Source organism: Micromonospora sp. WMMD754, from assembly GCF_049315235.1.
In the GTDB taxonomy this organism is placed as follows: domain Bacteria; phylum Actinomycetota; class Actinomycetes; order Mycobacteriales; family Micromonosporaceae; genus Micromonospora; species Micromonospora sediminicola.
Genome location: NZ_CP186058.1, coordinates 3,532,131 through 3,550,356 on the forward strand (window position 1 = coordinate 3,532,131; position 18,226 = coordinate 3,550,356).

General features: G+C 73.5%; 15 protein-coding genes. 10 read left to right on the forward strand and 5 right to left on the reverse strand.

What is annotated here, in order from left to right; translation table 11 throughout:
- Positions 1-21 precede the first annotated feature (21 nt).
- From ACN27B_RS17210 to ACN27B_RS17225, 4 genes are all read right to left on the reverse strand, one after another.
- Entirely contained in the window at positions 22-1,089 is a 1,068-nt protein-coding gene (locus ACN27B_RS17210; RefSeq protein ID WP_422740993.1) for an NADH:flavin oxidoreductase/NADH oxidase, read from the reverse strand.
- Positions 1,090-1,166: 77 nt separating this feature from the next.
- Complete coding sequence (locus ACN27B_RS17215; RefSeq protein ID WP_172968018.1) at positions 1,167-2,453, reverse strand: dicarboxylate/amino acid:cation symporter; 1,287 nt, start codon at positions 2,451-2,453, stop codon at positions 1,167-1,169.
- 137 nt (positions 2,454-2,590) lie between these two features.
- Positions 2,591-3,259, reverse strand: a complete 669-nt coding sequence (locus ACN27B_RS17220) for a DUF998 domain-containing protein (RefSeq protein WP_396824265.1) — start codon at positions 3,257-3,259, stop codon at positions 2,591-2,593.
- Complete coding sequence (locus ACN27B_RS17225) at positions 3,252-4,217, reverse strand: glutathione S-transferase family protein (RefSeq protein ID WP_099162102.1); 966 nt, start codon at positions 4,215-4,217, stop codon at positions 3,252-3,254. Before ACN27B_RS17225 ends, ACN27B_RS17220 begins: the two co-directional genes overlap by 8 nt.
- 110 nt (positions 4,218-4,327) lie before the next feature.
- Between ACN27B_RS17225 and pcaF the strand changes: the two genes are divergently transcribed.
- The 7 genes from pcaF (at position 4,328) to ACN27B_RS17260 (ending at position 13,133) form a co-directional block, all read left to right on the forward strand.
- On the forward strand, positions 4,328-5,533 hold the full coding sequence (gene pcaF / locus ACN27B_RS17230) for a 3-oxoadipyl-CoA thiolase (protein WP_396824267.1): 1,206 nt from the start codon (positions 4,328-4,330) through the stop codon (positions 5,531-5,533).
- Between the two features lie 114 nt (positions 5,534-5,647).
- Complete coding sequence (locus ACN27B_RS17235; protein ID WP_099164725.1) at positions 5,648-6,466, forward strand: SAM-dependent methyltransferase; 819 nt, start codon at positions 5,648-5,650, stop codon at positions 6,464-6,466.
- A 6-nt stretch (positions 6,467-6,472) separates the two neighbouring features.
- Positions 6,473-8,623, forward strand: coding sequence for a putative bifunctional diguanylate cyclase/phosphodiesterase (locus tag ACN27B_RS17240; protein ID WP_099162100.1), 2,151 nt, complete (start codon positions 6,473-6,475; stop codon positions 8,621-8,623).
- A 92-nt stretch (positions 8,624-8,715) separates the two neighbouring features.
- The gene (locus ACN27B_RS17245; RefSeq protein WP_396824269.1) at positions 8,716-9,216 is read left to right on the forward strand and encodes a DUF456 domain-containing protein; all 501 of its coding nucleotides are present in this window, start codon (positions 8,716-8,718) and stop codon (positions 9,214-9,216) included.
- 81 nt (positions 9,217-9,297) lie between these two features.
- Entirely contained in the window at positions 9,298-10,212 is a 915-nt protein-coding gene (locus tag ACN27B_RS17250) for a UbiA family prenyltransferase (RefSeq protein WP_422740994.1), read from the forward strand.
- A 263-nt stretch (positions 10,213-10,475) separates the two neighbouring features.
- Positions 10,476-12,032 (forward strand): amino acid permease, encoded by a 1,557-nt coding sequence (locus tag ACN27B_RS17255; protein WP_422740995.1) that lies wholly within the window; start codon positions 10,476-10,478, stop codon positions 12,030-12,032.
- A 129-nt stretch (positions 12,033-12,161) separates the two neighbouring features.
- A complete protein-coding gene (locus ACN27B_RS17260; RefSeq protein ID WP_355521727.1) occupies positions 12,162-13,133 on the forward strand; it encodes an aldo/keto reductase in 972 nt (323 codons plus the stop codon).
- A 48-nt stretch (positions 13,134-13,181) separates the two neighbouring features.
- On the opposite strand, the gene ACN27B_RS17265 is transcribed toward ACN27B_RS17260, so the two are convergent.
- The gene (locus ACN27B_RS17265; protein WP_422740996.1) at positions 13,182-14,354 is read right to left on the reverse strand and encodes a PQQ-dependent sugar dehydrogenase; all 1,173 of its coding nucleotides are present in this window, start codon (positions 14,352-14,354) and stop codon (positions 13,182-13,184) included.
- Between the two features lie 88 nt (positions 14,355-14,442).
- On the opposite strand from ACN27B_RS17265, the gene ACN27B_RS17270 reads away from it, so the two are divergent.
- The 3 genes from ACN27B_RS17270 (at position 14,443) to ACN27B_RS17280 (ending at position 18,079) form a co-directional block, all read left to right on the forward strand.
- Entirely contained in the window at positions 14,443-15,807 is a 1,365-nt protein-coding gene (locus tag ACN27B_RS17270) for a glutamine synthetase family protein (RefSeq protein WP_099162094.1), read from the forward strand.
- A gap of 152 nt (positions 15,808-15,959) precedes the next feature.
- Positions 15,960-17,306 (forward strand): aldehyde dehydrogenase family protein, encoded by a 1,347-nt coding sequence (locus ACN27B_RS17275; protein WP_371682298.1) that lies wholly within the window; start codon positions 15,960-15,962, stop codon positions 17,304-17,306.
- Positions 17,307-17,311: 5 nt separating this feature from the next.
- Positions 17,312-18,079, forward strand: a complete 768-nt coding sequence (locus tag ACN27B_RS17280; protein ID WP_099164724.1) for a 3-oxoacyl-ACP reductase — start codon at positions 17,312-17,314, stop codon at positions 18,077-18,079.
- The last annotated feature ends 147 nt before the right edge of the window (positions 18,080-18,226 follow it).

An 18,226-nucleotide genomic window follows, 5' to 3' on the forward strand; every position in this document is an offset into this window, starting at 1 on the left:
CGGCGGGGCGGACGGGTGGCGTCAGAAGGCCCGGGCGTACTGGTCGGGCCAGGCCGGGGTGGCGCCCAGTTTGGCGGCGGCGCGGCGCGGCCAGTACGGGTCGCGGAGCAGTTCCCGGCCCAGCAGCACCAGGTCCGCCTCACCGCCGGCGACGATCTGCTCGGCCTGCTCGGGCTCCACGATCAGGCCCACCGCGCCGGTGGGCACGCCGGCGTTGCGGCGGATCCGGGCGGCCAGCGGCACCTGGTAGCCGGGGCCGACGGGGACGGCCGCCCGGGCCGCCGCGCCACCGGAGGAGGTGTCGACCAGGTCCACGCCGGCCGCCGCCAGCTCGCCGGCGAGCACCACGCTGTCCTCGATCGTCCAGCCGCCGTCGGTCCAGTCGGTGGCGGAGATGCGGGTCAGCACCGGCACGGCCTCGCCGACCGCGGCGCGGACCGCGCGGGCCACCTCCAGGGTGAACCGCATCCGGCCGGCCCGGTCTCCGCCGTAGCCGTCGGCGCGCCGGTTGGTCAGCGGGGAGAGGAACTCGTGCAGCAGGTAGCCGTGCGCCGCGTGGATCTCCACCGCGGCGAAGCCGGCGTCCAGCGCCCGCCTCGCGGCGGCGGCGAAGGCGGCCACCACGGCGGCGATGCCGGCCTCGTCGAGCGCGGCCGGTGTGCGGTAGTCGGGGACGAACGGGTCGCCGCCCGGGCCGACCGGCGTCCAGCCGCCCTCGGCGTCCGGCACGCCGCCGTGGCGCGGGGCCCACGGCCGGTACGTGGAGGCCTTGAACCCGGCGTGCGCGAGCTGCACCGCCGGCACCGCGCCCTGGCCGGCGACGAACGCGGTGACCGGCCGCCACGCGTCGACGTGCGCGTCGGACCAGAGCCCGACGTCCTGCGGGGTGATCCGCCCCTCGGGGACCACGGCGGTCGCCTCGCTGAGCACCAGCCCGGCGCCGCCGACGGCCCGGGAGCCGAGGTGGACGCGGTGCCAGTCGGTGGGCAACCCGCCCGGGCCGGCGCTGTACTGGCACATCGGCGCCATCGCGATCCGGTTGGGCAGCGTGACGCCGCGCAGGGCGAGCGGCGTGAACAGGGTGCTCATGCGGTTCTCCTCGGGTCGTGGAACCGGGTGCGTCCCTCGTCGCCGCGGCGACCAGGGACGCACCCGGATCAGGATGCTCAGGCGGGTACGGGGGCGAGGCGCTCGGCGGCCGGCTCGACGGGCTCGACCAGGTCCCGCTTGCCGGCGGAGTCGTACGCGGCCCGGTCGAGCGTGCCCTCGCGGGCGGCCACGATGGTCGGCACCACGGCCTGCCCGGCCACGTTGGTGGCGGTCCGCATCATGTCCAGGATCGGGTCGATGGCCAGCAGCAGGCCGGCGCCGGCCAGCGGCAGGCCCAGCGTGCTCAGGGTCAGCGTGAGCATGACGATCGCGCCGGTCAGGCCGGCGGTGGCGGCCGAGCCGACCACCGAGACGAACGCGATCAGCAGGTAGTCGGTGACGCCGAGGTCGACGCCGAACACCTGCGCCACGAAGATCGCGGCCAGCGCCGGGTAGATGGCGGCGCAGCCGTCCATCTTCGTGGTGGCGCCGAACGGCACGGCGAAGGAGGCGTACTCGCGGGGGACGCCGAGGCGCTCCACCGAGCGCTGGGTCACCGGCATGGTGCCCACCGAGGAGCGGGACACGAAGGCCAGCTGGATCGCGGGCCAGGCGCCGGCGAAGAAGCGCAGCGGGTTGAGTCGGCCGGCCGCGGCGAGCAGCGCCGGGTAGACGACGAACAGCACCAGGGCGCAGCCGACGTAGACGGCGGTGGTGAACTTCGCCAGCGGGGCCAGCAGGTCCCAGCCGTACGAGGCGACGGCGTTGCCGATCAGGCCGAGGGTGCCGAGCGGGGCGAGCCGGATGACCCACCAGAGCGCCTTCTGCACGATGGTGAGCACCGCGCGGTTGAGCGACACGAACGGCTCGGCGGCGTCACCGACGAGCAGCGCGGCCGCGCCCACCACCAGGGCGAGGAAGACGATCTGCAGGACGTTGCCTTCGACGAACGCGCCGACCGGGTTGGTCGGCACGATGCCGGTGAGGAAGTCGATCCAGGAGCCGGTGGTCTTCGGTGCGCTGGCGCCGGACGGGTCCAGGTTGACGCCCCGGCCGGGGTTGGTGAGCAGGCCGAGGCCGATGCCGAGGCTCACCGCGATCAGCGCGGTGATGCCGAACCAGAGCAGCGTCTTGACGGCCAGCCGGGCGGCGTTGGCCACGCCGCGCAGGCTGACCACGCTGACCACGATGGCGGTGAAGACCAGCGGCGGCACGGCCAGCTTGAGGAGCTGGACGAAGAGACCGCCGACGGTGTCGAGGGTGCTGGTCAGCCAGGCGAGGTCGTTGGCGCGGGCGAGGAAGCCGAGCGCCACGCCGAGGACGAGGCCGAGCAGGATCTGCACGGAGAAGGGGAACTTGCGCAGGGCGGAAGCCATGAGGACGTGTCCAAGGGTCTGGTGAGGGAGAGGCGGGCGTCGGGAGCGGAGCTACGCCGGACAGACGCCGCTGGCCTGCCGTCGGAGGTCGACGTACAGGCGCTCGGTGAGGCACCAGACATTGGTCATCGCCGGCCGACGCTACTCCCGTCGCGGCGCGGATGGAAGGACCGCTCCCCGTGAGGCCCCTTACACCCGCAGAGGAGCGCGGTGCCCAGACCCCACGCCGCGACCACCCCCAGCAGCACCCGCTCCAGCACCCCCACCAGCGCGCCCCGCCCGACCAGGAGCATGGCCAGCCCGACCGCGCCGGACAGTGGCAGCGCCAGCGCCGCGCCGAGCGCGGCGACCCGCCGCAACGCCGTACCGGCCGCGGGGGAGAGCAGCACCGCCAGCATGGCGAAGACCACCGCGGCGGTCGCCGCGATGCTGGCCCCGCCGTGCACCAGGTCGGCCACCGTGGCGGCCTCGAACGGCGGCAGCGGGCAGCCGGTGCTGCAGGTCACCGCGCCGGAGAGCACGGTGGCGACGGCGCCGGCGCCGAGCAGCCCGGGCGCCGCGCGCACCGCCGGCGGCAGCGCCGCGGCGAGCAGCAGCAGCGCCGCGGCCAGGGCGAAGACCCCGATCCGGTACGTCCCGGCGTACCCGCTGTCGGTGACGCCGGCCTCGCTGACGTAACCGGTCAGGCCGGGACCGGGACCGGCGACCAGCGCGACCGTGACCGCGACCACGCCGGCCACCAGGCAGGCGGCGGCGGACCCGGCGGCGACCCGGCGCGAGGTGCGGTCAGCCACGCCCGTGCGGCGTGGTCCAGCCGGACAGGTCCGGACCGAGCGGCACGATCCGGGTCGGGTTGATCATGTCGTGGGTGGCGTAGTAGTGCCGCTTGATGTGGTCGAAGTCCACCGTCTCGCCGAAGCCGGGGGTCTGGAACAGGTCCCGGGCGTAGGCCCAGAGCACCGGCATCTCGGTCAGCTTCTGCCGGTTGCACTTGAAGTGCCCGTGGTAGGCCACGTCGAAGCGGACCAGCGTGGTGAACAGCCGGACGTCCGCCTCGGTGATCGCGTCCCCCATCAGGTAGCGCCGTCCGGCCAGCCGCTCGCTCAACGCGTCCAGCCGGGCGAACAGCGCCGTGAACGCCTCGTCGTACGCCTCCTGCGAGGTGGCGAAACCGCACCGGTAGACGCCGTTGTTGACGTCCCGGTGGATCTCCGCCATCAGCGCGTCCATCTCCGGGCGCAGCTCGACCGGGTAGAGGTCCGGGGCGTCCGGGGCGTGGAACCGTCGCCACTCGGTGGAGAGGTCGAGCGTGAGCTGCGGGTAGTCGTTGGTGACGATCCGCCCGGTGAGCGTGTCGACCAGCGCCGGCACGGTCACCCGGCCGGTGTAGTCGGGGTCGGTGGCGAGGTAGGCGTCGGAGAGGAAGCCGATGCCCAGCACCGGGTCGAAGCCGTCCGGGTCGAGGGCGAACCGCCACCCGCGCTCGTCCCGGATCGGGTCCACGGTGCCCAGCGAGATCACCTCGTCCAGGCCGAGCAGGCTGCGCACGATCCGGGCCCGGTGCGCCCACGGGCAGGCCCGGCACCAGACCAGGCGGTACCGGCCGGCCTCCAGCGGCCACCGCCCCTGCTCGTCCGGCCCGCCGCCCTCCGGCGAGGTGGAGTGCGGGGTGACCCGCCCGGTGAACCGGTTGGGTTGGCGGACGAACGCGCCGCCGCCGCTGGTCTCTGCGCTGAACTGGGCCCCGGCCATGCCGCCAACCTATCCGCTCCGGGCGCGGATATCCTGGCGCCGGGTGCCCCCGTGACCCGGCGGGCGACCCGCCGACCGACCCCTTCCCACCCCCGAAGGACGTGCGCGCGATGACCGTGGCCTACCTCGTTGCCGGAGTTCGCACCCCGATCGGCCGGTACGCCGGCGCCCTCGCCGGGGTCCGCCCCGACGACCTGGCCGCGCACGTCGTCCGCGAGCTGGTGACGCGCCACCCGTCGGTCGACTGGGCCCGCACCGACGACGTGATCCTCGGCTGCGCCAACCAGGCCGGCGAGGACAACCGCAACGTGGCCCGGATGGCCGCGCTGCTCGGCGGTCTGCCGCCGGAGGTGCCGGGCAGCACCGTGAACCGGCTCTGCGGCTCCGGCCTGGACGCGCTCGCCACCGCCGCCCGGGCGATCGTGGCCGGCGAGGCCGACCTGCTGGTGGCCGGCGGCGTGGAGAGCATGAGCCGCGCGCCGTTCGTGATGCCGAAGGCGGCCACGCCGTTCGCCCGCACCGCCGAGGTCTACGACACCACCATCGGCTGGCGGCTGGTGAACCCGCTGATGGAGCGCGGCTGGGGCATCGACTCGATGCCGGAGACGGCGGAGAACGTGGCCGCCGAGTACGGCGTGGACCGGGCGGCGCAGGACGCGTTCGCGTACCGCTCGCAGCAGCGGGCCGCGAAGGCGCAGGCCGACGGCCGGCTGGCCGAGGAGATCGTGCCGGTGACCGTGCCGGCCGGCAGGCGGGAGACGAAGCTGGTCGAGGTCGACGAGCACCCGCGGGAGACGACGCTGGAGAAGCTGGCCGCGCTGCCCACCCCGTTCCGCGAGGGCGGGACGGTGACCGCCGGCAACTCCTCCGGCGTCAACGACGGCGCGGTCGCGCTGCTGGTCGCCTCCGCGGCCGCCGTCGACCGCTACGGCCTCACCCCGCTGGCCCGGGTACGTGGCGCGGCGGCGGCCGGCGTGCCGCCGCGGATCATGGGGATCGGCCCGGTCCCGGCCACCCGCAAGCTGCTCGACCGCCACGGCGTGGATCTGGCCGACGTCGACGTGGTGGAGCTGAACGAGGCGTTCGCCGCGCAGTCCGTGGCCGTGCTGCGGGAGCTGGGCCTGCCCGAGGACGCCGAGCACGTCAACCCGAACGGCGGGGCGATCGCGCTGGGCCACCCGCTGGGCGCCAGCGGCGCCCGGCTGGCGCTGACCGCCGCGCTGGAGCTGCGCCGTCGTGGTGGCCGGCGGGCGCTGGCGACCATGTGCGTCGGCGTCGGGCAGGGCATCTCGATGCTGCTGGAGTCGGCCGACTGAGCCCGGCCGGCGGCATCGCCGCCGGTGGATCTCCCGTTGCTGGTCGTCCGCGCCTAGAGTGGGCTGGACCACATGATCCGCCTCGTGGCGGCGAACGACCTGGGGGACCGAGCGATGCAGACGCCGGACGGACTTCCCGCCGAGATCGACCTGACCCGGCCGAGCGCCGCCCGGGTCTACGACTACTTCCTCGGCGGCGCGCACAACTTCGAGATCGACCGGCAGCTCGCCGAGCAGATCGCGGCCATGACGCCCAACCTGGCGGCCACCATGCGCTCCGGGCGGGAGTTCCTGCGCCGGGCCGTCCGGGTGCTGCTCGACGCCGGCATCGACCAGTTCCTCGACATCGGCTCCGGTATTCCCACCGTGGGCAACGTGCACGAGGTCGCCCAGGTGGCCGACCCGCGGGCCCGCATCGTCTACGTGGACATCGACCCGGTCGCGGTGGCGCACAGCCACGAGCTGCTGGCCGGCAACGACCGCGCCACCGCGATCCTGGCCGACCTGCGGGAGCCGAAGCTGATCCTGGACCAGGCCCGGGCCAGCGGCCTGATCGACTTCGACCGGCCGCTGGGCATCCTGCTCGCCGGCGTGGTGCACTTCATCCCGGACGCGGACCGCCCGGCCGACATCCTGGCCACCCTGCGGGCCGCCGCCGCACCGGGCAGCTTCCTGGTCGTGTCGCACTCCACGTTCGAGGACCAGCCGCAGGAGATGCTGGACGCGCAGCGGCTGTCGGCGCGTACCGCCACCGAGATCACGCTCCGCTCGCGGGCCGAGATCACCGGCTTCTTCGGCGACTGGACGATCCTCGAACCGGGTGTGGTGCACATGCCGCTGTGGCGGCCCGACTCGCCGTCCGACGTGGACGAGCACCCGGAACGCTTCGGGGCGTTCGGTGGCGTGGCCCGGCACGACCGCGCTGCCGGCTGAGCCGACATGCGCACCCCGGAGAACGACGGGGGTGACGTCAGCCGTCCCGGCGCCGCCGCGTACGCCGCGGAGTGGGCCCGGGCGGTGCGACGCATCGGTTTCGTGCCGCTGAGCGCGGTCGAGACCGAGCGTCTGCTGGTGCCGCTCACCGAGCGGCTGGGCCGGGCGTTGCTCGCCCCGACCTTCTCCGCCCGACCGGCGGAGGAGGTCGGGCGTGCCCTGGTCGAGGCGCACCTCACCGAGCCCGGCGTGCTCGACTGGTCGGTGCAGGCCCTCGGCGACCGGTTCCTGCCCTGGGTGCTGCCGGCCCGGGAGGAGTCGCCCGAGCTGCGGGAACGGGTCGCGCTGTTGCAGGGCGCGCTCGCCGCCGGGTTCGCCCGGGCCCTGCGCGACCGGGTGTTCAGCCAGCAGGAGCGGATCGCCCGTTCCGCCTGGCAGGCCCGGGACACCGTGGAGCAGGCGCTGCGCGACAGCGAGGCACGCTTCCGGGCGGTCTTCACCGGCGCGGCCATCGGCATCGGCATCGCCGGCGTCGACGGGCAGATCATCGAGGTGAACCAGTCCTTCGCGGACATGCTCGGCTACACCGTCGGCGAGTTGCGGCGGATGAACGTGGCCGGGTTGTTCCACGCCGACGACGCGGCCGGCATGTGGGAGGTCTACCAGGAGCTGATCGAGGGCAAGCGGGACAGCGCCCGGGTGGAGAAGCGCTACTACCGCAAGGACGGCAGCGTGGTCTGGACCGACCTGGCCGTCTCGCTCATCCGCTACGACGACGGCCGCCCCCGCTTCACCGTCGCCATGATCGAGGACATCACCCAGCGGTACGAGCTGCAGCAACGACTGCGCTTCCAGGCGTTGCACGACCCGCTGACCGGGCTGCCGAACCGGACGCTGTTCTTCGAGACGTTGGGCGACGTCTTCGACGCGGCCGGGCCGGAGCAGCGCGTCGGGCTCTGCTTCATCGACCTGGACGGCTTCAAGGCGGTCAACGACAGCCTCGGCCACGACCTGGGCGATCGGCTGCTCAAGGTGATCGCCCGGCGGCTGAGCGACTGCGTGGCCGGTCGGGGGCACCTGGTGGCCCGGATGGGCGGAGACGAGTTCGTCATCCTGGTCGACTCCGACGGCGGCATCGACGACGCGGTGGAGGTGGCCGAGCTGGCCCTGGCCGCGGTCTCCGCGCCGGTGCACGTGGGCGACCAGCAGCTCGCCGTCTCGGCCAGCATCGGCATCGTGGAGTGCCCGGCGGCGGAGACCAGCGTCGCGGAGCTGATGAAGGCCGCGGACACCACGCTCTACTGGGCCAAGGCCGAGGGGCGGGGCCGCTGGGCGGTGTACGACCCGGAGCGCAGCGCCGCCGACATCGCCCGCTCCTCGCTGGCGTCGAACCTGCCGGCCGCGCTGGACCGGGGCGAGTTCGTGCTGCACTACCAGCCGATCGTGTCCCTGCTGGACGGCACGATGGTGGCGGTCGAGGCGCTGGTCCGCTGGCAGCACCCGGAGCTGGGGCTGCTCGGGCCGGACCGGTTCATCGGGCTGGCCGAGGAGACCGGCCTGATCGTCCGGCTCGGCGCCTGGGTGCTGCGCCAGGCCTGCCGGGACGCGGAGAGCTGGCGGCGGGCGTTCCCGTCGACCACGCCGGTGGTGAGCGTCAACCTGGCCGCCCGGCAGGCCGACGACCCGGCCATCGTGGAGACCGTGGCCGAGGCGTTGCAGCACACCGGGCTGCCCGCCGCGCTGCTCCAGCTGGAGCTGACCGAGAGCGCGGTGATGGGCAGCGCGGGCGAGCCGCTGCGTGCCCTGCACCAGCTCGCCGACCTCGGGCTGCGGCTGGCCATCGACGACTTCGGCACCGGCTACTCGAACCTGGCGTACCTGCGCCGGCTGCCGATCCACTGCGTGAAGCTGGCCGGCCCGTTCGTCGAGGGGATCCGGGGCGACGGCGCGGACGCGGTCGCCGACCACCGGGACGAGCGGATCGTCGACGCGCTGGTCCGGCTGGCCCACGCGCTGGAGCTGTCGGTGACGGCCGAGGCGGTGGAGACCGAGGTGCAGGCCGAACGGTTGCGGGCGCTGCGCTGCGACACCGGGCAGGGCCGCCTGTTCGGCGCCCCGATGCCCGCCGACGGCATCCGCGCCCGCCTGGAGGGGTAAGGAAGGGCCCCCTGTTAACGCCTCCGGTAGAGGCGGGGCCCCTGCTTAACACCTCGATCATGCAGCGCCTGTGCAGAGAAGAGAGAGAACTCGTGAGTCTGAGCGATTCGCAGGCAGTGGTGTCGGTGGTCGCCGCCCTGGCGATCCTGGCCGGCCTGGCCGGGGTGGTGGTGCCGGGGCTGCCGGCGCTGCCGCTGTGCTGGGGCGGCGTGCTGGTCTGGGCGATCTTCGCCGACGCCGGCCCGGGCCGCTGGGCGGTGCTCGCCGCCGCCACCGTGGTCGCCGCCGGCGGCACCGTGGTCAAGTACCTCTGGCCGGGGCGGAACCTCAAACGCACCGGCGTACCCACGTCGTCGCTGTTGGCCGGCGGACTGCTCGGCCTGGTCGGGTTCTTCGTGATCCCGGTGATCGGTCTGCCGATCGGCTTCGTCGGCGGCATCTGGGGCGCGGAGCGGCTGCGGCTGGGCAGCAACCAGTTGGCCTGGCCGGCGACGGTGCAGGCGCTCAAGGCGGCCGGGTTGTCCATGCTCGTCGAGTTCTCCGCCGGCCTGGTGATCGCCGCGCTCTGGGTGGCGGGCCTGCTGTTCGCCTGACCCGCGGTTCCCCGTCGCGGGGGAGCGCCCTGGCTCGCCGGCGGGAGTCCGTCGGCCGGGCGGATTCCTAGCGTCGGTGGCATGGTTCTCCTCCGCCCCGCCGCCGACGCGCGAACGGCCCGGGCCCGGGCGCTGCTGCTCCTGTCGCGTCCGTGGTTCTGGCCGCTCGGCTGGGCCGCCGCGTACGCCGGCTCGGTGCTCGCCACCCACCGCTGGCTGCCGCCGGCGGCGACGCTGCCGCGCTCGCTGGCCGCCCTGGTGGTGCTCGGGCCGTTGCTCTGGACCGCCGTGCTCGCCGTCAACGACCGGTACGACCTGCCCAGCGACCGGCGGAACCCGCGCAAGGCCGGCGCCCCACTGGTCACCGGCCTGCTCACCGCGGCCGATCTGATGCGCTGGCACCACGGGGCCGCGCTCGCGGCGCTCGTGCTCGCCGCCACGGCGGTCGGACCGGCCTTCGCCCTCGGCACGGCGGTCGTGCTGCTGCTCGGGTGGCTCTACAGCGCGCCGCCGGTGCGACTGAAGACCCGGCCGGGCCTGGACGTCGCCGCCAACGCCCTCGCCGTCGGGGTCCTCGCGCCACTGGCCGGCTGGTCCCTGCACCGGCCGGTCACCGGCTACCCGCACCTCGTGGCGCTGCTGGGCCTGTTCCTGGTCGCCGCGCTCTACCTGCCGACGACCGTATTGGACGTCGCCGCCGACCGCGTCGCCGGGGACGTCACCGCGGCGGTGCGCTGGGGTACGCGGGCGTGTCGACGCGCCGGCCTGGTCCTCTGGTCGGCGGCGACCGTGGTGTGGCTCGCGGTCTGCCACCTCGACCTGCTGGTCCGGCGGGAGTCGTGGCTCCTGCAGGACCTGTGGGCACCGGTGCTGGTCGCCGGCTACGCCGTCGCCGTCCGCCGGCCCACCATCGCCCGGCTGGCCGGGGTCTGCCTGCTCTTCGCGGTGCCGGCCGCCGACTTCCTCACCGCCTGGATCACCGTCGGCCGGACGTGAGAGTGCGGCGGCGCGGGGCGTCCGGGGGTACGGCGGATCGCCGTACATCAGTGAGAGAGAGGTGGACGCCACGCGCCGCCGCGGACCGGGCGTTGCCGAGCGCCCGGTGCCGGCCCGTCGGGTCGGGCCTGGTCACGGCTTCAAGCATGCCCCGGGCGGGAAGCGGGGACAACGCAATTACCCGGGACGCGTATTGACCACCTTGATCGGCGGGAGCAGACTGCGAGCACTCGTACGGGGACTTCGCCTCGAGGAGGTGTGCAGTGGCCACGACGCCCGCGCCGACCGCCGAGCAGCCGATGGACGACGACGCCCGACGACTCGCCGAGCTCGGCTACAAGCAGGAGTTGCGCCGCAAGTGGAGCGGCTTCTCCAACTTCGCCATCTCGTTCTCCATCATCTCGATCCTGGCCGGCTGCTTCACCACGTTCGGCCAGGCGTGGAACAACGGCGGCCCGGTGGCGATCTCCTGGGGCTGGCCGCTGATCTCGCTGTTCATCCTGATCATCGGGTTCTGCCTGGCCGAGCTGGTCTCGGCGTACCCCACGGCGGGCGGGATCTACTGGTGGGCGGCGACCATGGGCCGACCGGTGCACGGCTGGTTCACCGGCTGGCTCAACCTGATCGGGCTGGTCGCGGTGACCGCGTCGGTCGACTACGGCTGCGCCACGTTCCTCAACCTGACGCTGTCGGCGCTGTTCGACGGCTGGGCCGGCACCGGGCAGCAGACGTTCGGGCTGTTCGTGGTGATCCTGGCCCTGCACGGGCTGATCAACATCTACGGGCACCACGTCATCGACGTACTCCAGAACGTCTCGGTCTGGTGGCACGTGGCCGGCGCGGCCGCGGTGGTGCTGATCCTGGTCCTGGTCCCGGACGACCACCAGAGCTTCCGGTTCGTGTTCACCCAGCGGTTCGACAACTCCGGCTTCGGCGACGGCGGGGGGTTGACGTTCTGGTTCTACGTGCTGCCGCTGGGCTTCCTGCTCACCCAGTACACGATCACCGGCTTCGACGCCTGCGCGCACGTCTCCGAGGAGACCCGGGGCGCGTCCAAGGCCGCCGCGCAGGGGCTGTGGCGGTCGATCTTCTATTCCGCCGTGGGCGGCTGGATCCTGCTGCTCGCGTTCCTGTTCGCCGCCACCGACGTGGAGGCGATCCACGAGGCGAGCGGTTTCTCCGGGGCGATCTTCGAGACCGCGCTGACGCCGTTCTTCTTCAAGGCCGTCATCATCATCTCCACCATCGGGCAGTTCTTCTGCGGGATGAGCTGCGTGACCTCGATGTCGCGGATGGCGTACGCGTTCAGCCGCGACCGGGCGGTGCCGGGCTGGCGGCTCTGGTCGAGGGTGAACCGCAACGGCACGCCGGTCAACGCCATCATCGGTGCCACGCTGGCCGGGCTGGTGCTCACCCTGCCCGCGCTGTACCAGCGCGGCGGCATCCCGGTCGCGTTCTACGCGGTGGTGTCGGTGGCGGTGATCGGGCTCTACCTGTCCTTCATCATCCCGATCTTCCTGCGACTGCGGATGGGGGACCGGTTCGTGCCAGGGCCGTGGACGCTCGGCCGGCGCTACCGGCTGCTCGGCTGGATCGCGGTGGTGGAGATCGCGATCATCTCGGTCTACTTCGTGCTGCCGATCGTCCCGGCCGGCGTGCCGGGCCACCCCGACTTCTCCTGGACCGCCGTCAACTACGCCCCGCTGGCGATCGGTGGCGTGCTGCTCGGCGTCGCCATCTGGTGGTACGCCTCGGCCCGCAAGTGGTTCACCGGCCCCCGTCGTACGGTCGAGGAGCAGGCTCCCACCCCGCCGGCCTGACCTCGTCGCACGCAAGTCGTGCGGGCCGACAGGTTGCCTTCGAGTGCGCTCGAACTCGTAACGTCGGGTTCGACGACCGGAGCCGGAGGCGGCCCGCACCGACCGGGGCGTGAACCTGAGGAGAGACGGATGACCACCGACACCATTCCCACCCGGCAGCTCTGGACCGACGGGCCCACCGTCGGCGCCGTCGGACTCGGCTGCATGGGTATGACCTGGGCCTACGGTGACGACCCCGGGGCGGAGGACCCGGACCAGGTCATCGGCCACGCTCTCGACCTCGGGGTCACCTTCCTCGACACCGCCGACATGTACGGCCCCTTCACCAACGAGGAGGTCGTCGGCAGGGCCGTCGCCGGCCGGCGCGACGAGGTCGTCCTCGCCACCAAGGGCGGCAACGTCGTCACCGACACCGACGGGGACAACTTCCCCATCGTGCAGGACGGCCGGCCCGAACACCTGCGGCAGGCCATCGACGCGTCCCTGCGCCGGCTCGGAGTCGACCACGTCGACCTGTACTACCTGCACCGGCCCGACCCGAACGTCCCCGTCGAGGACAGCATCGGCGCCATGGCCGAGATGGTCGCCGCCGGCAAGGCCCGTGCCCTCGGGGTCTCCGAGTTCACCGTCGACCAGCTCGACCGCGCCCACGCCGTACACCCGATCAGCGCCGTCCAGTCGGAACTGTCCCTGTGGACCCGCGACCACCTCACCACCAGCCTCGACTGGTGCGTCCGCCACGGTGCCGCGTTCGTGCCGTTCTCCCCGCTCGGCCGCGGATTCCTCACCGGCCGGTACCGGGACACCGTCTTCGCCGCCGACGACTTCCGCGGCCGCCTGCCCCGTTTCCACCAGGACAACCGCGCCGCCAACCTCGCCCTCGTCGACCGGGTCGAAGCCATCGCCGCCCGGCACCACGCCACCGCCGGACAGGTGGCCCTCGCCTGGACCCTGGCCCAGGGCGACCACGTCGTGCCGATCCCCGGCACCCGTCGCCGCACCCGGCTCGACGAGAACGCCGCCGCCGCCCGGCTCCGGCTCACCGACACCGACCTGGCGGAACTCGACGCTCTGCCGGCACCCGCCGGCACCCGCTACTGACCTGGGCGCCACCGGCGGCCGACGGGCTGTCCGCGTACCCCAGGGGTCTCAGGCCGAGGGCTGGCGGTGGGTGGGCGGGAAGCGGAGGACGCGGTCGTCGTCGGCCGCCGGCGGGACGCCGCGCGGCTCGCGGTTGCTGGTGGTCACCCAGAGCGCGCCGTCCGGGGCGACCGCCACGGTACGCAGGCGGCCGTACGTCCCGACCAGTTCCGCCACCGGTACGCCGACGTTGCCGGCGGCGTCGACCGGGATCGCCCAGAGCCGGGTGCCGCGCAGCGCGGCCACGAAGAGTGTGCCCCGGCTGAACGCGGCGCCGCTCGGTGAGGCCTGGGCGGGCGGCCAGACGACCACCGGGTCCCGGAACCGGGGGTCGCCGGCGACGCCCTCCACGATCGGCCAGCCGTAGTTGCCGCCCGGCACGATCCGGTTCACCTCGTCCCAGGTGCTCTGGCCGAACTCGGTGGCGAACAGCCGGCCGCCCCGGTCCCAGGCGAGCCCCTGCACGTTGCGGTGGCCGTAGCTGTAGACCGGCGAGCCGGGAAACGGGTTGTCCGCCGGCACCCCGCCGTCCGGGCGGATCCGGAGGATCTTGCCGTTGCGGCTGGACAGGTCCTGCGAGCGGGCGGGCACCCCGGCGTCGCCGACGCCGGCGTAGAGCATGCCGTCGGGGCCGAACGCGATCCGCCCGCCGTCGTGGAAGGTGGCCCGGGCGATGCCGCTGACCAGCACCTGCGGGGCCCGGTCCGACCGGAGCCGGAACCGGACGATCCGGATGTCGGTGGCGGTGGTGTAGCAGGCGTAGACCCAGCGGTCCCGGCGGTAGGTGGGGGAGACCGCGAGCCCGAGCAGGCCCGCCTCGCCGCCGGCCACCACGTCGGGGATCCGGGCGACCTGCCGGGCCGGGCGGCCGGGACGGATCCGCAGGATCGTGCCCTGGTTCCGCTGCGCCACCAGCGCGCTGCCGTCGGGCAGGAAGTCCAGGCCCCACGGCACCTCCAGCCCGGAGGCGACCACCCGGGGACGGGTCAGGTCGGGCCCGGATCCGACGGTCCGCCGACCGAGGGCGCGCAGGTCGAACGGGACCGGCCGCCGGTCTACCGCGCCGGCGGCGGTGGCGGGGCGTTCGGGCGTGGCGGCCGGTTGCCGGTCGGCGCGGGCGTCGGTGGCGCCCAGTGCGATCACGAGGACGGCGGCGACGGCCGCGACGATCCGACGACGCATGTGCACTCCTGGCGTTTCGCCCCCGACCTCGTCGGGGCATTGACGGTGATCCGGTTTGCCAGTAGACCTTGGTGATGGAGGCCCCCTGATGAAGAGAACGCCGCTCTCGCTGGAACAGTTGCGGGTCGCCGTCACCGAGGGTGAGATCGACACGGTGGTGCTCGCCCTCACCGACATGCAGGGCCGGTTGCAGGGCAAGCGGTTCCACGCGCCCTTCTTCCTCGACCAGGTGGTCACGAACGGCAGCGAGGGGTGCAACTACCTGCTCGCCGTGGACGTGGACATGAACACCGTCGACGGGTACGCGATGTCGAGCTGGGAACGCGGCTACGGCGACTTCGCCATGCGCCCCGACCTGGACACGCTGCGCCGGATGCCCTGGCAGCCCGGCTCCGCGCTGCTGCTGGCCGACCTGGAGTGGCTGGACGGCTCCGGCCCGGTGGTCGCCTCGCCCCGGCAGATCCTGCGCCGGCAGCTCGACCGGCTGGCCGCGCACGGGCTGACCGCGTACGCCGGCACCGAGCTGGAGTTCGTGCTCTACCGCGACTCGTACGAGCAGGCGTGGTCGCGCGGCTACCGCGACCTGACCCCGGCCAACCAGTACAACGTGGACTACTCGCTGCTCGGCACCGCGCGGGTGGAGCCGCTGCTGCGCCGCATCCGCACCGAGATGGCCGCCGCCGGCCTCACCCCGGAGAGCGCCAAGGGCGAGTGCAACCTCGGCCAGCACGAGATCGCCTTCCGCTACGACGAGGCGGTGCGCTGCGCCGACCACCACGTCATCTACAAGAACGGCGCCAAGGAGATCGCCGCCCAGGAGGGCATGGCGATCACGTTCATGGCCAAGCCGAACGAGCGGGAGGGCAACTCCTGCCACATCCACTTCTCGCTGCGCGACGCCGCCGGCAAGTCGGCGATGCTGGGCGACGGGCCGGCACACCTGAGCGTGACCGGGCAGCGGGTGCTGGCCGGGCTGCTCGCCACCATGCGCGAGTTCAGCCTGCTGTTCGCGCCGAACATCAACTCCTACAAGCGTTATCAGCCGGGCTCGTTCGCGCCGACCGCGCTGCGCTGGGGCACCGACAACCGCACCTGCGCGTTGCGGCTGGTCGGGCACGGGCAGGGGATGCGGGTGGAGAACCGGGTGCCGGGGGCGGACGTCAACCCGTACCTGGCGATCGCCGCGCTGGTGGCCGGCGCGGTGCACGGCATCGAGAACGAGCTGGAGCTGGCGGACGAGTGCACCGGCAACGCGTACGACGACCCGGAGGCCGAGCGGGTCCCCGGCACGCTGCGCGACGCGCTCGACCTGTGGCAGCGCTCGGAGGTGGCCCGGACGGCATTCGGCGACGAGGTGACCGCCCACTACGCCAACCAGGCGAAGGTGGAGCTGACCGCCTTCGACGCCGCGGTCACGGACTGGGAGCTGCGGCGTGGCTTCGAACGCCTCTGACCCGCCCTCGTCGTCGCGTCCCCGCCCCTCCCTCGCCCCCGCGATCTTGCACTTGCGGCCCTCGGCGCGGACGTTATGCGGCTTTCGTCGGGGCAGTAACTGCAAGATCGCCGAGGTGAGGGTGAGAGGGAGGGGGGACACGCGTGGGTGAGGTGATCTCGCCTGTCGACGGGGCGGGGATCGGGGTTGTTCCGGGGTGCTCCGTCGACGACGTGGATGCGGCTGTCGCGCGGGCTTCCGCCGCGTTCGAGACATGGCGTCGGGTGGCGCCGGGGGACCGGGGGCGGCTGCTGCGGCGGTTCGCCGCCCAGGTCGACGCGCATCTGGAGGAGCTGGCTCTCCTGGAGGTGCGCAACGCCGGCCACACCATCGGCAACGCGCGCTGGGAGGCCGGCAACGTCCGCGACGTGCTCGACTACTACGCGGGCGCGCCGGAACGGCTGACCGGCCAGCAGATCCCGGTGCCCGGCGGGCTCGACGTCACGTTCCACGAGCCGCTCGGCGTGGTCGGCGTGATCGTGCCGTGGAACTTCCCGATGCCGATCGCCGGCTGGGGCCTCGCCCCCGCGCTCGCGGCCGGCAACACGGTGGTGCTCAAGCCGGCCGAGCTGACCCCGCTGACCGCGCTGCGCCTGGCCGAGCTGGCCCGCGACGCCGGGCTGCCCGACGGCGTGTTCACCGTGCTGCCCGGGCAGGGCGGCGTGGTCGGCGAACGGTTCGTCACCCACCCGGCCGTCCGCAAGATCTGCTTCACCGGCTCCACCGAGGTCGGCACCCGGATCATGGCCGGCTGCGCCGCCCAGGTGAAGCGGGTGACGCTGGAGCTGGGCGGCAAGTCGGCGAACATCGTCTTCGCCGACGCCGACCTGGCGAAGGCGGCGGCCACCGCCCCGTCCGCGGTCTTCGACAACGCCGGCCAGGACTGCTGCGCCCGCTCCCGGATCCTGGTCCAACGCCCGGTGTACGACCGCTTCCTGGAACTGCTCGAACCGGCCGTGCGGGCGTTCCGGGTGGAGGACCCGGCCCGCGAGACCGCCGAGATGGGCCCGCTGATCTCCGCCGGACACCGGGATCGGGTCGCCGGGTACGTCGACGACGCGGACGTGGCCTTCACCGGCTCGTGCCCCGACGGCCCCGGCTTCTGGTACGCCCCGACCGTGCTGCTCGCCGGCTCCCCGGCGGACCGGCACTGGCGGGAGGAGATCTTCGGCCCGGTCGTCTCGGTGCTCCCGTTCGACGACGAGGCGGACGCGATCCGGCTGGCCAACGACACCGAGTACGGCCTCTCCGGCTCGATCTGGACCCGGGACGTGGGCCGTGCCGTCCGGGTGGCCCGGGCGGTGGAGTCGGGCAACCTCAGCGTCAACTCGCACTCCTCGGTGCGTTACTGGACCCCGTTCGGCGGGATGAAACGCTCCGGCCTCGGCCGCGAGCTGGGCCCGGACGCGCTGCACGCCTTCACCGACGTCAAGAACGTGTTCATCGGCACCGAGGAGTGATCACAGTGCAGGGACGGCTTCAGGACCGGGTGGCCGTGGTGACCGGCGCGGGCAGCGGCATCGGGCTGGCCACCGTGCGGCGCTTCGCCGCCGAGGGGGCCCGGGTGGTCTGCGTGGACATCGACGCCGACGCCGGCACCCGGGCGGCGCGGGAGGTGGACGGGGAGTTCGTCGCCGCGGACGTGGCCGACGAGACAGCGGTCCGTGACCTCTTCGACGGCGTGGTGGACCGGCACGGCCGGGTGGACGTCGCGTTCAACAACGCCGGCATCTCCCCGCCCGACGACGACTCCATCCTGGAGACCGGGCTGGACGCCTGGGAGCGGGTGCTGCGGGTCAACACCACGAGCGTCTACCTGTGCTGCAAGCACGTCATCCCGCACATGCGCCGGCAGGGCAAGGGCTCGATCATCAACACCGCCTCGTTCGTGGCGCTGATGGGCGCCGCCACGTCGCAGATCGCGTACACGGCGAGCAAGGGCGGGGTGCTGGCGATGACCCGGGAGCTGGGCGTGCAGTTCGCCCGCGAGGGCATCCGGGTCAACGCGCTCTGCCCCGGGCCGGTGGCCACCCCGCTGCTGCTGGACCTGTTCGCCAAGGACCCGGAGCGGGCCGCCCGGCGTCTCGTGCACGTGCCGATGGGCCGGTTCGGCGACCCGACCGAGATCGCCGCCGCGGTGGCGTTCCTGGCCAGCGACGACGCCTCGTTCATGACCGCCGCGCAGTTCGTGGTCGACGGCGGCATCACCGGCGCGTACGTGACGCCGCTGTGAGCGCGAGGAGTGAGCCGGGGTTGCGAGCCCCGCAGTCGCGAACCGGGCCAGCACTGTGAGCGCGAGGAGTGAGCCGGGGTTGCGAGCCCCGCAGTCGCGAACCGGGCCAGCACTGTGAGCGCGAGGAGTGAGCCGGGGTTGCGAGCC